A 16,105-nucleotide genomic window follows, 5' to 3' on the forward strand; every position below is an offset into this window, starting at 1 on the left:
TATCCGACAAAATCAATGAGAACCTTTTAGCTAAACGACCCTTTTTCTATTCTAATTAGAGAGATTCTGCTAGTATTGCTTTGTAAATGTCTGGAGGAAGGGTGTTATTTGTGAATAAGCAAACACGCCAAAGTTTGATTAAAGAAATCATTCAAACAACTGTAATTCATAGTCAAAATGAGTTGTTAAGAGAATTAAAAAAGCGCGAGATAAATGTCGCACAAGCAACGATTTCACGGGATTTATGGGAATTAAAAGTCGTCAAAGCATTAGATGATTCTGGCGAGATCCGTTTAACGATTTTTGAACAATTCACTTCTTTAGAAGAACGAAAAAAAGAACAGTTGATACAAGCAATTCGTGAGGTAGTGACCAAGGTTGAACGTGTCGCCTTTTTACTAGTGGTTCATACATTACCAGACAACGCAACATTGTTTTCAGCTGTACTTGATGAAGTGTCTTTGTGTGAAAAGAAATGTTCTGTCGCTGGCTTCGACACTGTTATTATTGTTTCATCATCCGAGGAAAAAGCACAAGAACTAGAGCAGTATTTTCAACAATTTATTCAGCCAACACCTTTGTCAAAAAGTAACGCATAAAAGGAAGGGAGCCAGAAGTCGTTTTGACTTCTGGCTCCCTTCCTTTTACCTCTATAAGATTATAACTTTATTATGTGTATGGAGAAATAATTTTTTTTTGAATAAATGCATTTTTTTTTATTTAATTATGCATTATTTTTTTAGAATATCTATGAAAGCGCATTCTTTTAGGTTGAAAATATGCATAAGAAAGAATACCGTTGTATATTTGGTATTTTGTTTGGCAAATGGCTCACGTCCTAGGTTAATCAGGTCTGTTATTCTGTGTTTGTAATTAAGTTGAGGAGGTTATTTCACATGAGTCATCCAATTAATGTATTTTCTGAAATCGGGAAATTGAAAACAGTGATGTTACATCGTCCAGGTAAGGAATTAGAAAATTTAATGCCAGATTATCTGGAGAGATTGTTGTTTGATGATATTCCGTTTTTAGAAAAAGCACAAGCAGAACATGATGCATTTGCAGAGTTGTTACGATCAAAAGATATCGAAGTGGTCTATTTAGAGGACTTAGCTGCTGAAGCGTTGATTAATGAAGAGGTCCGCCGACAATTTATTGACCAATTCTTAGAAGAAGCCAATATTCGCAGCGAATCAGCAAAAGAAAAAGTTAGAGAGTTAATGTTAGAAATTGACGACAACGAAGAACTTATTCAAAAAGCGATTGCTGGCATTCAAAAACAAGAATTACCTAAATATGAGCAAGAATTTTTAACAGATATGGTTGAAGCGGATTATCCATTCATTATTGATCCAATGCCTAACTTATACTTCACGCGTGATAACTTTGCGACAATGGGGCACGGGATTTCTTTAAATCATATGTATTCAGTAACTCGACAACGGGAAACCATTTTTGGGCAATACATTTTTGATTATCATCCTCGTTTTGCTGGAAAAGAGGTTCCTAGAGTCTATGATCGTTCAGAATCAACCAGAATTGAAGGTGGCGATGAATTAATTCTTTCAAAAGAAGTAGTGGCCATTGGGATTTCTCAAAGAACGGATGCCGCGTCAATTGAAAAAATTGCGAGAAATATTTTTGAACAAAAATTAGGGTTTAAAAATATCTTGGCTTTTGATATCGGTGAACATCGTAAATTCATGCATTTAGATACCGTTTTTACCATGATTGACTATGATAAATTTACGATTCATCCAGAAATCGAAGGTGGTTTGGTTGTTTACTCGATCACTGAAAAAGCAGATGGAGACATCCAAATTACAAAAGAAAAAGATACATTAGATAACATTTTATGCAAATACTTGCATTTAGACAATGTTCAATTAATCCGTTGCGGTGCTGGAAATTTAACCGCAGCAGCCCGTGAACAATGGAACGACGGTTCAAATACATTAGCAATTGCCCCTGGGGAAGTTGTTGTTTATGATCGGAATACGATTACGAATAAAGCGCTAGAAGAAGCAGGCGTGAAATTGAATTACATTCCAGGAAGTGAACTAGTACGTGGCCGTGGTGGCCCTCGTTGTATGAGTATGCCACTTTACCGTGAAGATCTTTAAAAAACACCCAAAAATAGGAGGAATCATCATGAATTCAGTATTTCAAGGACGTAGTTTATTAGCAGAAAAAGATTTTACAAGAGCAGAATTAGAGTATTTGGTAGACTTCAGTATTCACTTAAAAGAATTGAAGAAAAAAGGGATTCCACATCACTATTTAGAAGGAAAAAATATCGCTCTTTTATTTGAAAAAACTTCGACACGGACACGCTCTGCGTTTACGACAGCAGCGATTGATTTAGGGGCACATCCTGAGTATTTAGGCGCCAACGATATTCAATTAGGTAAAAAAGAATCTGTTGAAGATACAGCGATTGTTTTAGGTAGTATGTTTGACGGGATTGAGTTCCGTGGGTTTAGTCAAGAAGTAGTGGAAGATTTAGCGAAATATTCTGGTGTTCCTGTTTGGAATGGTTTAACGGATCAATGGCATCCAACACAAATGATTGCGGACTTTATGACAGTGAAAGAAAACTTTGGTCGTTTAGAAGGAATCACTTTAGTATATGTCGGCGATGGCCGTAACAACATGGCAAACAGCTTGTTAGTGACAGGTGCTATTTTAGGCGTAAATGTTCGCATTTGTGCACCAAAAGAATTGTTCCCTTCTGATGAAGTCGTTAATTATGCAAAAGAATTTGCGAAAGAATCTGGTGCAGAATTAATGATTACAGACGACGTTGCTAAAGGTGTTAAAGGAGCCAACGTGTTATATACAGACGTTTGGGTGTCCATGGGTGAAGAAGATAAATTTGAAGAACGTGTCAATCTGTTGAAACCTTATCAAATTAATATGGCTATGTTAGAAAAAACCGAAAACATGGATGGCGATTTAATCGTATTACACTGTTTACCAGCCTTTCATGATACGAAAACACAATACGGAGAAATGGTTGCTGAAAAATTCGGCATTACTGAAATGGAAATCACGGATGAAGTTTTCCGCAGTAAATATGGTCGTCAATTTGAAGAAGCAGAAAACAGAATGCATTCTATTAAAGCGATCATGGCAGCTACTTTAGGCAACTTATTCATTCCTCGTGTGTAGGAAGCAACTGAAAAAACATTGAAAAAAGAATAGTCGTTTCGCCCTTTAAGAGATTCTTTTGAAGGGCGGCCTATTCTTTATTATGATAGGAAAGAAGGATTTGTAATGGGGAAAAAAATGGTCGTTGCACTAGGCGGAAATGCCATCCTTTCAAATGATGCTAGCGCACATGCACAACAGCAAGCATTAGTTCAAACATCTGCCTATTTAGTTCATTTAATTAAACAAGGGCATCGGTTGATTGTTTCACATGGCAATGGTCCACAAGTCGGTAATCTATTATTGCAACAACAAGCAGCTGATTCTGAAAAAAATCCAGCGATGCCGCTAGATACGTGTGTTGCTATGACACAAGGAAGTATCGGCTACTGGTTGTCCAATGCGCTTAATCAAGAATTAAACAAAGCAGGAATCAAGAAACAAGTGGCTACTGTTTTAACACAGGTGGTCGTAGATCCAGCAGATGAGGCATTCAAAAATCCAACAAAACCGATCGGTCCATTTTTAACAGAAGCTGAAGCCAAAGAAGCAATGCAAGCAGGTGCTATTTTTAAAGAAGATGCAGGACGTGGCTGGCGCAAAGTCGTTCCAAGTCCTAAGCCAATTGACATCCACGAGGCTGAGACTATTAATACCTTAATAAAAAATGATATAATTACCATTTCATGTGGTGGTGGTGGCATCCCTGTCGTAGGACAAGAATTAAAAGGTGTCGAAGCAGTAATCGATAAAGATTTTGCTTCTGAAAAACTGGCAGAATTAGTGGATGCGGATGCACTAGTTATTTTAACTGGCGTGGATTATGTGTGTATTAATTATGGCAAACCAGATGAAAAACAATTAACCAATGTCACTGTAGCAGAGTTGGAAGAATACAAACAAGCGGGTCATTTTGCACCAGGTAGTATGTTACCGAAAATTGAAGCCGCCATTCAGTTTGTAGAAAGCCAACCCAATAAACAAGCAATTATCACTTCTTTGGAAAACTTAGGAAGTATGAGCGGCGATGAAATCGTAGGAACGGTTGTGACAAAATAAAGTATAGTATTTAGGAGAATTAAGATGATGATAGAGAAAATAATCACTAAAAATAATCAAGATTTTCAATACTTTTCTGAATCAGAACTAACAGAATTGCGCAACGAGAGTTTCGTTCGCTCCTATAAAAAAGGCCAAGTCCTTTTTTATCCAGGTGATCCGAGAAATCATTTGATTTTATTGGTTTCGGGTGTCATTAAAATTGAAAAAAATGATCGCAGTGGTAATTTTTCCTATCTGCATTTTATGAAAAAGCAGGCTCTTTTTCCGAGAATCGGACTGTTTCAAGATGAGGTTCATTACGACTCCGCGATTGCCTATACGGATATTGAGGTTGTGTTTGTGCCAGTTAAACTGTTTGAGCGTTTTCTCCAAAATAATCCCCAGCAATTGATTCATTGGATTCAAGAACAATCGGTCCTTTTAAAAGAAAGCATGATAAAAATCCAAAAAGGAACAACCAATGATGCATGTGAACGGATTGTGACATCACTGGCGATGTTATTAAATGATTTAGGAGAACGAATTGACAACAGAGAACGCGTTGCAATTGCTTGTCCAATTACCATTAATGACATTGCACGGATGAGTGGAACTACGCGGGAAACAGCAAGCAGTGTTATGAAAAAATTAGTCCAAATGAACCGTATTAGCTACAGTCATAAATTCTTAACTTTTCTAGATACGCCATTCTTTATTGATCGATTGAGTAATTAATCATAGAGAAGGGAGATACAGGAAAGTAGGTTCCTGTATAAAAGGATATGGCAGAAAAAAAGAAGAAAAACAAAAAACAGCTTTCGTCTTTTAGTATTTTATTTATTATTTTAATTGTTTTAGGTATCGTAACGGTCTTGCTAAATGGCCAGCCATTTACCCCAAGAGAAATTGATGGCAAAATGGTTGACCACGTGGTAGGGGCCAAATTATCGGATATTATCATGGCTCCATTCAATGGGTTTAAAGATGCCATTGAAATTAATATTTTTATTTTAGTACTCGGTGGCTTTTTAAATATTGTGACGCAAACTGGGGCTCTTGAAGCAGGGATTCAATCAGTCGTTAAAAAGTTAAAAGGGAACGAATTGAAAATCATTCCGATTTTAATGATTTTATTTTCTATTGGTGGGTCGACTTATGGAATGGCAGAAGAAACAATTCCTTTTTATGGTTTATTGAGTGCCACCATGGTCGCCGCTGGTTTTGATACGTTTGTCGCAGTGGGGACTGTGCTATTGGGTGCAGGATCAGGTGTTATCGGTTCAACGGTTAACCCTTTCTCCACAGGGGTAGCGATGGATGCGTTGCGAGGTATTGGCATTCAGCCGAATACAGGAATTATTTTAATTGTCGGTGCTATTTTGTGGGCGGCCTCTACCAGCTATTCTATTTTCATTGTGATGCGTTATGCGAAAAAAGTGAAGGCGGACAAAGGTTCAACAATTTTATCTTTACAAGAACAAGAGGATATGGAAAAAACGTATGGACAAGCAGCGTCGAAAGAAATGCCATTTACGAATCGTCATAAAAAAATCTTAATGGTATTCGCTTTCTGTTTTGTCATTATGATTGTTTCCTTAATTCCATGGAACGACTTTGGAGTGACGATTTTCAAAGGCTGGACGTCTGTTTTAACAGGCAACAGTTTCGGTGACTGGTACTTTGGCGACTTAGCGATGTGGTTCTTCCTTTTAGGGATCATTGCTGCCTTGATTGGTCGCTTTACTGAAAAAGAAACCATTGAAGCATTTATCGACGGTGCCAAAGATATGTTATCCGTTGTTTTAATTATCGTAGTTGCTCGCGGGGCATCTGTTTTGATGTCTAAAACGTATTTAGATTCATTTATCCTTGATAAAGCGGCAGGCTTATTACAAGGACTCTCCCCAGTCTTATTTGTCATCGGTGCCTTTGTTTTATACTTAGGTTTATCTTTCCTAATTCCTTCAACTTCTGGTTTAGCGTACGTTTCTATTCCTGTAATGGGTGCGTTAGCTAAAAACATTGGTTTAAGTCCAGAAGTGATGGTTATGATTTTTGCTTCAGGTTGTGGCTTGATTAATTTGATCACGCCAACATCTGGTGTTGTAATGGGTGGTTTGGAAATTTCCAAAGTTCAATATGCCACTTGGACAAAATTCATGGCCAAACCAATGATTATCTTAGGCTTAATTAACCTAATTATCTTAATTGGCGCGATGTTACTCTTTAGCTAATCAAAAATTTTTTATGTTAGGGCTTCGGCTTTCGGAAAAAAGAAGAAGCAATGAAACAACAGCGACTACCTAAAAGTAGTCGCTGTTGTTTCATTTTGATAGTTGTTGAATTAACAATCTTGCGACAGCGCGGACAGAAAAAGGATTTTGCCCAGTGATTATACGGCCATCTTGATACGCAAATTCTTTATAGGGACGCTTTTTCGCAAAAGTAGCACCATGTTCTTTGGCAATTGTTTCGTTTAAGAAAGGAACAACTGCTTTTTTCATGGCTAAAATTTCTTCTGCAGTAGTGAAGCCAGTAATGGTTTTATCTGCAATCAAATAATTTCCTGACGCATCTTTGACATTTAAAAGGCCAGCAATTCCGTGACAAACAGAAGTTAGGTACTTGCCCTGTTCGTAAAGGCTACGAGTGATTGCTTGCAACTGAGGATTATCAGGAAAGTCCCACATAACGCCATGGCCTCCTGTAAAGTAAATTGCTGCATATTCATCTGGCTCAATTTCTTCAAGAGAGAGGGAATGCGCTAGCGCTCGTTCTTGAAAATCAGCACTTTCATAAACTGCCATAATGGATGAATCTACATATTTCATACTCCGGGGATCCAAAGGGACATAGCCTCCTTGGGGACTAACATAGTCAACTGAAAATCCTGCTTTGGTTACTTCTTCCACGAACTCCGTGGCTTCACCTAGCCAGAGGCCCGTTGGTTCTTCGGTGCCGTGATAACGGGAAACGTTTGTGAGGACCACGAGAATTTTTTTCATGCTTGCTTCCTCCCTGGCATAATCGACGTAATGTGGGTCAATAGTTGTTGGAGTTGCTCAATTTTGGTGGTATCGTGAGAAAGTGAGTAATAATTTTTAGTTCCTTCACTGCGACAATCAATTAATTTGGCTTGTTTCAAAATTTTTAAGTGGTGAGAAACCGCGGGGCGTGAGAGTTGTGTCGCCTCTGTTAACTCAGTGACACGACGGCCAACACAGGCCTGGTCTTCTAACAGTGCAATAATAATTGCTTGGCGTTTTTCATCACCCAATGCGATTAAAAAATCACTAAGCGCAGTAAATTCTGTTTGAATTTCTTCTAATTCTTTCATATTCTTTCGCCTCTTTGGTTCGTATTTTTAAACGATTAAACCATTTTTCGTGTTTTTTGTCAATAAAATACGCTGAGGGCTGAAACTTGACGTGGATCCCATTTTTCGTTAAGATACTAATTGATTAAAGGTTTAAACTTTTAAACCGATAAAAAGGATAGTAAAGAGAGGAAAGATTCAATGATGAAAGCCGCTTTAATTCATAAATACGGACAAAAAGAATTAGCAATCGAGGAGGTGCCCTTACCCACCATTCATGACAACGATGTTTTGGTCAAAATTATCGCTGCCAGTATCAACCCGATTGATTTAAAAACAAAAGATGGCAAAGTAAAGATGCTTTTAAATTATCAAATGCCACTGATTTTAGGCAGTGATTTTGCTGGGATTGTTGTTTCTGTTGGAAAAAATGTTCAAAATTTTAGGCTGGGCGATGCAGTTTACGGGCGAGTACCCAAAAATCGCGTGGGAACTTTTGCTGAATATATTGCAGTGGATCAAGCGGCTGTAGCTATGAAGCCGAAAAATTTAACGTTTGAAGAAGCTGCGGCCATTCCGTTAGTCGGTTTGACAAGTTATCAAGCGCTACATGATATTATGAATGTACAGCCAGGCCAGAAAGTCCTGATTCAAGCAGGTTCAGGAGGGATTGGGACCATTGCGATTCAATTAGCAAAACTAGCGGACTCTTACGTTGCCACCACCACGAGTAGTAAAAATAAAGAATGGGTTCAAGCGTTGGGAGCAGATGAAGTGATTGACTATCAGACACAAAATTTTGAAGAAGTTTTATCCGACTACGATTATGTGTTTGATACAATGGGGGGGACAATCTTAGAAAAAGCTTTCTCAGTGGTTAAACCTCAGGGAAAAGTCGTTACATTGTCAGGCATTCCCAACGAACGTTTTGCTAAAGAGTATGGCTTGCCGCTTTGGAAACAATGGGCCTTTAAAATAGCTACCCGCAAGATTCATCGATTGGAGCAAGCCACAGATGTTAGTTATCATTTTTTGTTTATGCGTCCAGATGGCGAGCAATTAGCCTTACTCACTAAGTTCATTGAACAGGGAAAATTACAGCCGATAATTGACCGAGTCGTTCCTTTTAGCCAAATTCAAGAAGCGGTGGATTATTCACTGACAGGACGAGCACAAGGGAAAATTGTTGTGAAAATCGCCGATGTTGATCACGACTAAGTAAAGGAGACATGCAAGAAAAATAGGCCTGTTTTTCTTGCATGTCTCAAAATTTACATTTAAACGCCGTCTAACAAAAGTGATTTTAGGCGGGAAAAGATTTTTATAGAAAATCCTCATTTTTCCAGTTTCTATTTTGCAAATTCGTTATTTTTTGTTATTCTATTGATGGTTGTGTATGCGCTTTCTTTTTTAGGTGGATACACAAAAATGAACGGAGTGCAGAAAGGAATGGTGTTCAAAGTGGGGAACAATTTATCGACAAGAAAAGGAGAAAACAGAGAAACAATTGTTAGTTGGCTGGGTCTTTCGTTATTGGTTGGCTTGGCGTTTATCTTATTTAGTCTGTTTCATCAACCAATGATCAGCCAAGCCAATGAGCCGACCCAAGAGAAACATTTTATGGTTTATTATCGGGCTTGGCGTGACAAAACGATGCAAGGAGTTAATACAACATTGCCAGATGAAAATTGGCTAACGATGCACGATATTCCTTATGGTATTGACATTGTGAATGTCTTTAGTTATGTGCCAAAAGGACAAGAAGCACTTGCACAGCCATTTTATGATACGTTAAAAAATGAGTATGCGCCAGCATTACATGCACGAGGTGTTCGTTTAGTTCGTGGGATTGATTACAGCGAGCTATTAAAAGTTCCTTATGCAGGAACAACGCCTACAGAAGCAGAATTTGATGCTTATGCGAAAGAGCTGTTAACCAAATTTGTCGATGATTTAGGAATTGATGGGTTAGATATTGACATGGAAACTCGTCCAAGTGAAAAAGATATTGTTCTATCTAATGGTGTCATTCGTGCATTATCAAAATACATTGGACCGAAGTCGGGAACGGATCGTCCATTTTTGTATGATACCAATGCAGAATATTTACCACCTTTACAAGATGTCAGTGACTGTTTCGATTTTCTCGCGTATCAACAGTATGGTAGCGATGACCAACGCACGCAACGAGCATTAAATAATTTAAGTCCGGTTCTCAATGGGGAACGATTTGTTCCAGGATTAACTTTCCCAGAAGAGCAAGATCGCAACCGCTGGTATGACACAAAAGAGCCGTATATGGAAAGTAACATGTATAAAGTAGCTCGTTATTCTTATGAAAATAATTTAGGGGGCATGTTCCTCTATGCCTTAGATCGCGATGGTCGCACCTATAATGAAGACGATTTAAATCAGATAAAACCTTCTAATTTACTTTGGACAAAAACGGCCATTGCAGAGAGTAAAGGCGTTTCTCTTGCAGAGATGCAAGCGGCTGCGCAACACTATTTAAAACGAATTAGCTACGCCAACACAGACCTTGAAGCACAAAATAAAGCCGCAGAAGCAGTGACACAAGCAACGACGCTTTATGATGTGAATAAAGCTATTTTAGGTGGCGATTATGGCCAAGGGATTTCAAATACCTATGATGCTGAATTAGAAAAAGGCCTGTTAGCCATTGACTTAACCACTTTATATCGTGCGTTGGATCAAGCAGTTACAGCCATTGAAAAGGCAGAAAGCTATACACCAGAAACGATTCAAGCACTACAAACAACAAAAGAGACAGTCGCAACAGAACTTGCGGGAAAAACGTATACAGCCGCGCAAGTGACTACTTGGCAAACGGAGGTCCAAACAGCTTTGGATAATTTAAAAGAGAAACAAACACAACCTTTAAAAAGTGTCTTTTCCATTGATGCGGGAAGAAAATATTTTTCCGTGGAGCAACTGGAAGAATTAGTGGCCAAAGCCAGTCAAAATGGGTACACAGATGTCCAATTAATTTTAGGAAATGATGGCTTACGGTTTATTTTGGATGATATGTCGGTCAATGTGAATGGTAAAAAATACAACCACAACCGGGTTTCAAAAGCAATCCAACGAGGCAACAACGCATATTACAATGATCCTAATGGCAACGCGTTAACGCAAAAAGAAATGGATCGGTTGTTGGCTTTTGCGAAAGCGCGCAACATCAACATCATTCCCGTGATTAACAGTCCAGGACATATGGATGCGTTGTTAGTGGCCATGGAAAAACTAGCGATTAAAAATCCCGCTTTTGATGGCTCAAAACGAACAGTAGATTTAGGGAACCAAAAGGCAGTGAATTTCACAAAGGCGATTATCAGTAAGTACGTGGCTTATTTTTCCGCGCATAGTGAAATTTTCAATTTTGGTGGCGATGAGTATGCAAATGATGTCGACACAGGCGGTTGGGCGAAACTGCAATCTTCTGGGCGCTACAAGGATTTTGTCGCTTATGCGAATGATTTAGCTAAAATAATTAAAGATGCGGGCATGCAGCCAATGAGCTTCAATGATGGCATTTATTACAACAGCGACGATTCTTTCGGTACATTTGACCCAGAGATTATTATTTCTTATTGGACAGCCGGTTGGAGCGGATATGACGTAGCCAAACCTGAGTACTTTGTTCAAAAAGGACACAAAATTTTTAATACCAATGATGCGTGGTATTGGGTCGCTGGCAATGTTGATTCTGGCATTTATCAATATGATGATGCTTTAGCAAATATGTCGAAAAAAGCATTTACAGATGTGCCAGCAGGTAGCCCAAATCTTCCAATTATTGGAAGTATTCAATGTGTTTGGTATGATGACCCTAGTCGTGACTATGATTTTGAACGAATTTATACGCTAATGGATACGTTCTCGGAAAATTATCGTGAGTATATGGTGGTTAAATAAAACTAGTTATAGCTAACGAGTTATCTATAAAGACTGATCCTGGGACAAAAATCACTTTGGATTTTTGTCCCAGGATCAAAACCTGATAAACGGCGGGAACAGAACCAACTCCTTCGGAAATAAGCCGAAATTCTCCAAAAATTAAAGAGCAATTTTCGGAAATTTCTTCTTATTTCTCGGAGCTAAACGGTTCTTTCCCGACCTCAGCCTTCTTTAACGGAAGAAGATTTGTTTGAGGGCCAACAATCAATTTAGGAATGCCTTATTGAAATGTTCCTGTTCTTATTGTAGACTGAAAGAAGTGGTGGTGGAAAGCTATCACCATTAATAGAAAAGCAGGAAAATAAAAAGGATCTTGTTGGAAGTTTAATGCTTGGAAATGTAAGCGGAATCATTTTTGTTGAAATGCTAAAAAAGGGAGTAGAGTTATGAGTAATGAAAATATCGTCTTAGCAAGAAATACAGAGCGTGCACCAAAGCATCCTCTCGCAGCCCAAACAGTCGCATTTTCCCACTATAATCATTTGTCGGCACAGTTACCTATTGAGCCAATCTCTGGACAATTGGTAGAAGGTGGCATTCGGGCCCAAGCGACACAATGTTTGAAAAATATCCAAGCGGTTGTTGAAAGTATCAACCATGCGATGAGTGACATTATCAGAATGACCATTTTTGTCAAAGATATGCGGGATGCTGCCGCAGTTGAGGAGGTCTATGCGGCCTTCTTTACCCATTATTATCCAGCTAAAACAGTGGTCGCCGTCGCAGATTTGCCGTTAGGCGCTTCTGTTCAAATGGAGGCACTTGTTTCAAATGGGGAAGGAACTATCCCTAATGCACCTCAAGCTGGGGATTTAATTAAATTAACAAATCAGACTGTTCAGGCACCAATTGATGCTCTAGCCAGTCAAACGGTCGCGTTTTCTCACTATAACAATCTGTCTGCACAATTGCCTATAGATCCTCAAACGGGCAGAGTTGTGGCTGGCTGTGTTAAAACGCAAACAAAACAATGTTTGAAAAACATAAAAGCCATTTTAACCAGTATTGATGTGCCTTTTGATGATATTGTGAAGGTCAATATTTATTTAAAAGATTTATCTAAGCTAGAAGCTGTCAATCAAGTATATGCTGCTTTTTTCCCGGATTCAGGAATTGCGCGTACGGTCAATTATATGCCAGCACGAACAATGATTGCTGTTGCTGATTTACCAATGGGGGCGGCGGTGCAAGTAGAAGCAGTGGTTTCTCATGGAGATGGTACGCCACCACAAGCGATTGAAGATCGATATGGATTAATTATTGAAGCAAATAATACAGATCACGCACCGAAGTGTCCATTTTCGACACAAACTGTTGCTTTTTCTCATTACAATCATCTATCAGCTCAGCTACCATTGGATCCTAAAACAAATGCGTTAGTCGCTGGCGGAATCAAGGAACAAACGACGCAATGCTTAGAAAACATCAAAGCGATTATTGAAAGTGTGGATCACAGCTTAGCTGATCTGGTGAAAGTGAATATTTTTGTGAAAGAGATTGAAGAGCTGGCGGCAGTAGATGACGTCTACCAAACGTACTTCCCTGAAGGCACGCCTGCCAGAAGAGTGATTGGTGTGACGGATTTACCAAAAGGTGCCCAGATTCAAATCGAAGCGATTGCTGGGAACGCAGAAGGTACGCCACCAATTGGCTAAACAGTAAAATAAACAAACGTCAGCTGGCTTCTGAAGCCAGCTGACGTTTTTAGTATTTAGATAAATCAGTAAAGTAAGTTAATTGCCATTTTTGTGTTTTTTTCGCGGTTTGATTAAGGTTTTGGCACCAAGAAGGATAAAAACGGGCCGCCATTTTGCCTTTTTGTTGATTCGTTTTGAGAATTTTTTGTTGGATTAAACATTCTTTCGGCAGAAGAAAGAGACCTTGCTTTTCTTGATCAGCAATGACAATTGCTAACATTTCAGGGGCTTCCGTAGCATCAAAGGCTTCGTTCTGATTTTGTTGATTTTTTTCCCAGAAGGCTGCAAAATAGCCTTCTTTTTTCGGCGTTTTTTTGGCTAAGCGACTGCGGATAAGTTGTTGCGATTCATTAACTTGACATAAAAAGCCTTCATATTCGGCATTTTGTTTTTCTTCGGAAAGCAGGGTGATCGCGCCCACTGCTTTTTTAAGTATTGGCAATGAATTCATAGGGAATGTCCTTTCTTTTCGTTTAACGTCGGTAAGAATTCTTGGATAATGGTTAATCCTTTCGCCAATACCTCAAGCTGATTGGAGGCCAAGGAAATTCGTAAAAAAGCATCTGGCTGATTTTGCACAGTAAAGCGGCTCGAGTGAAAAAGACGTACCCCATTTTGGAGAAATTCTTGTTCAATTTGCGGCGCCGTTTTTTCGGTAGAAAGGGGAATAGTTCGGTAGTACGGCAAAGTATTGCTAGGTCTAGCTAACCCAAAAATGGTATCAAATAAGTCATTGGCTTGTTTTGTTAAAGCCAATTTTTCTATCACTAATTCTTCTGCAACTGGTGAGCGTAAGACTTGGGTGACAATTTCAGCATCAAAGCCAGAAGTTTTAACGTTAATGTTAAAAATCGCACGCTCTATTTCTTGGCGAAGAAGCGGAGGGAAAACAAGGTACGCAATGCGTAAGCCTGTGCAGACAAACTTTGTCATCCCCGCTAAGTAAATCGTTTGTTGAGGTAAGAGTTCTTGAAACGTTGGTAAAACTGTTTGCTGCGCATAAGTTGTTAAAAAAGAATGAATGTCATCTTCAATTACCCATAAGTGTTCTTGCTGAATGATTTCAGCTAAAGTCATTCGGCGGGCGCTAGACATTTGGAAACCAATCGGGTTATTACATGCGGGCATTAAGAAAATACCGTGTATTTTTTTCTTTTTGCATTCTTGCAGTAAATGCTCTGGGTCCATCCCCTCGGAATCATAGCCAATCGGGACGATTTCTAAATGATAAAGCTGGGCGAGTTCAATAAAATTTGAATACGTGTATCGATCTACGGCAATCCGCTGACCTGGAGAAAAAGCGGCGGCTAACGTCACGGCCAGCCCATTCTGGACACCAGATACAATGGCAACCTCTTCGGCATTGGTTCGAACGCCTTGTGTCTGAAGCCATTCGGCAGCGGTTGCTCGTTGAAAGTGCGTACCTAAAGGATCGCGATAATTTAGCAAACTGTTAAGGGCCGCATTTTTACTAACGGATTCAATAAAAGGTAAAATCCGCTGATTACACATATCAAAGGAACTAACCAGCCCTAAATCAATTAGATGGTCCGCTACTTGGTTGGTAGAGATTGTAATTGAGTGAAACGCGTTGGGAGAAACGAAAGTGCCGCTACCGATGTTGGTATAAAGTAAGCCTTTTTCCATAGCGTGTTTATAGGCTTGACCAATCGTCGTGAAATTCAGATCCAAGTAATCAGCTAATTCTCTTTGCGAAGGCAATTTCACATTTTTTTGAAGTGCACCAGATAAGATATCCGCTTCTAATTGTTGAACCAATGATTGGTAATAAGGTCTTGTTAAACGTTCTTTAACAGGGCGCCATGACAACGCATAGTTCTCATAGGAATTAATCGGCATGAGGGGAATTTCCTTTCTATAAAATTGTATTCCATACAATTATAGCATTGAGTGTATTGTTTGTCTGGTTTATGATAGCGCAAAGGGAGGAATTCAGATGGACATTATTTCTTATGAGAGGGTCATTCAACAATTGTCGTTTTCCGAAGCAATTCAAGTGATGAAATGTTGCTTTGCAGAGTTGCAAAAAGGAAAAATTTCGCAAAGTGAGCGCCATGTAGAGGTTTTACCAGATGGGGAAAATCAGAATCTTTTTGCATTAATGCCTGCTTACTTAGGAAAAAATCGCTTTTTTGGGGCAAAAATCATTACAGCTTTTCCAGAAAATCCACAAAAAAATTTGGCCTCACATCTTGGTCAAATTTTATTGTTTGATAGTTCTACTGGAAGACCAGTTGCGATGATGGACGCCAATGCGATTACGTGGCTTCGCACAGCAGCTGTTTCTGCTTTGGCAACCGATTATTTAGCAGCTCCAGAGGCAAAAAGTATCGCTTTGATTGGTGCAGGTCAACAAGCTTCGTCTCATCTCGCAGCGCTACAAAGCGTTCGGGCGATTGAAAAGGTTTTTATATATGACCGAACAGCAGAACGCGCACGAAAATTAATCGCTAAGCAACAGCACAATTACCCCGCATGTACCTTTATTGGTTGTTCTTCTGTCCAAGAAGCCGTCCAGGAAGCGGAAATTATCTGTACACTAACTTCCAGTCAGGACGCATTTTTAGAAGAAAAAGACGTTTTGCCGAATGCCCATATCAATGCAATTGGTACATTCACGCCGACTTCCAGAGAATTAACAAGCGACCTTGTTAAAAACAGTCAAGTGTTTGTAGATGAGTATGCGGCTGCATTAAAAGAAAGCGGGGATCTTTTAATTCCGATTTCAGAAGGTGCCTTTTCAGCTGAAAAAATTGTAGGTTCTCTCGGCGAATTAGTGACTGGCAAAGTTAAACTAAAGGCGGAGCAGAAAGGCCGCACGATTTTTGATGCAGTTGGCTTAGCAGTTGAGGATTTGTGTTGCGCGGAATACATTTATCAAAAAATACAAGGAGAGAATTAA

At 39.2% G+C, this 16,105-nt stretch carries 14 protein-coding genes; 10 read left to right on the plus strand and 4 right to left on the minus strand.

From position 1 onward, the window contains the following. Positions 1-86 precede the first annotated feature (86 nt). The 6 genes from IGM09_RS00455 to IGM09_RS00480 all read left to right on the plus strand — a co-directional run bounded on the left by IGM09_RS00455 (position 87) and on the right by IGM09_RS00480 (position 6,425). Positions 87-599, plus strand: a complete 513-nt coding sequence (locus tag IGM09_RS00455) for an arginine repressor (protein ID WP_016618550.1) — start codon at positions 87-89, stop codon at positions 597-599. A 297-nt stretch (positions 600-896) separates the two neighbouring features. Beyond that, positions 897-2,123 carry an arginine deiminase gene (arcA, locus tag IGM09_RS00460; RefSeq protein ID WP_002356129.1) on the plus strand — a complete coding sequence of 409 codons (1,227 nt, stop codon included), beginning with the start codon at positions 897-899 and terminating at the stop codon, positions 2,121-2,123. A 25-nt stretch (positions 2,124-2,148) separates the two neighbouring features. Further along, on the plus strand, positions 2,149-3,171 hold the full coding sequence (gene argF, locus IGM09_RS00465; RefSeq protein ID WP_160747730.1) for an ornithine carbamoyltransferase: 1,023 nt from the start codon (positions 2,149-2,151) through the stop codon (positions 3,169-3,171). Positions 3,172-3,276: 105 nt separating this feature from the next. Then, positions 3,277-4,209 (plus strand): carbamate kinase, encoded by a 933-nt coding sequence (gene arcC / locus IGM09_RS00470; RefSeq protein ID WP_002356132.1) that lies wholly within the window; start codon positions 3,277-3,279, stop codon positions 4,207-4,209. 24 nt (positions 4,210-4,233) lie between these two features. Next, positions 4,234-4,926: a Crp/Fnr family transcriptional regulator gene (locus IGM09_RS00475; protein WP_002363490.1), complete on the plus strand. Its 693-nt coding sequence runs from the start codon at positions 4,234-4,236 to the stop codon at positions 4,924-4,926. A gap of 47 nt (positions 4,927-4,973) precedes the next feature. Further along, a complete protein-coding gene (locus tag IGM09_RS00480; RefSeq protein ID WP_033625241.1) occupies positions 4,974-6,425 on the plus strand; it encodes a YfcC family protein in 1,452 nt (483 codons plus the stop codon). Between the two features lie 90 nt (positions 6,426-6,515). Here the strand turns inward: IGM09_RS00480 and IGM09_RS00485 are convergent, their stop codons facing one another. Continuing rightward, entirely contained in the window at positions 6,516-7,196 is a 681-nt protein-coding gene (locus IGM09_RS00485; RefSeq protein ID WP_002359260.1) for a type 1 glutamine amidotransferase domain-containing protein, read from the minus strand. Further along, positions 7,193-7,528, minus strand: a complete 336-nt coding sequence (locus tag IGM09_RS00490) for an ArsR/SmtB family transcription factor (protein ID WP_002356136.1) — start codon at positions 7,526-7,528, stop codon at positions 7,193-7,195. The genes IGM09_RS00485 and IGM09_RS00490 overlap by 4 nt, the downstream gene beginning before the upstream one ends. A 180-nt stretch (positions 7,529-7,708) precedes the next feature. On the opposite strand from IGM09_RS00490, the gene IGM09_RS00495 reads away from it, so the two are divergent. The 3 genes from IGM09_RS00495 (at position 7,709) to IGM09_RS00505 (ending at position 13,140) form a co-directional block, all read left to right on the plus strand. Then, positions 7,709-8,725: an NADP-dependent oxidoreductase gene (locus IGM09_RS00495; protein WP_033625242.1), complete on the plus strand. Its 1,017-nt coding sequence runs from the start codon at positions 7,709-7,711 to the stop codon at positions 8,723-8,725. 210 nt (positions 8,726-8,935) lie between these two features. Next, positions 8,936-11,443, plus strand: coding sequence for an EndoS/ChiA family endoglycosidase (locus tag IGM09_RS00500; RefSeq protein WP_033625244.1), 2,508 nt, complete (start codon positions 8,936-8,938; stop codon positions 11,441-11,443). Between the two features lie 428 nt (positions 11,444-11,871). Next, complete coding sequence (locus IGM09_RS00505; protein WP_033625245.1) at positions 11,872-13,140, plus strand: RidA family protein; 1,269 nt, start codon at positions 11,872-11,874, stop codon at positions 13,138-13,140. Positions 13,141-13,189: 49 nt separating this feature from the next. Here IGM09_RS00505 and IGM09_RS00510 read toward each other — a convergent pair whose 3' ends face one another. Next, positions 13,190-13,633, minus strand: coding sequence for a MepB family protein (locus IGM09_RS00510; RefSeq protein ID WP_033625247.1), 444 nt, complete (start codon positions 13,631-13,633; stop codon positions 13,190-13,192). Next, positions 13,630-15,042 carry a PLP-dependent aminotransferase family protein gene (locus IGM09_RS00515; RefSeq protein WP_033625249.1) on the minus strand — a complete coding sequence of 471 codons (1,413 nt, stop codon included), beginning with the start codon at positions 15,040-15,042 and terminating at the stop codon, positions 13,630-13,632. Before IGM09_RS00515 ends, IGM09_RS00510 begins: the two co-directional genes overlap by 4 nt. 97 nt (positions 15,043-15,139) lie before the next feature. Between IGM09_RS00515 and IGM09_RS00520 the strand changes: the two genes are divergently transcribed. Further along, positions 15,140-16,105, plus strand: a complete 966-nt coding sequence (locus IGM09_RS00520) for an ornithine cyclodeaminase family protein (RefSeq protein WP_033625251.1) — start codon at positions 15,140-15,142, stop codon at positions 16,103-16,105.

This window comes from Enterococcus sp. DIV0167, assembly GCF_050541555.1.
GTDB classification, from domain to species: domain Bacteria; phylum Bacillota; class Bacilli; order Lactobacillales; family Enterococcaceae; genus Enterococcus; species Enterococcus faecalis.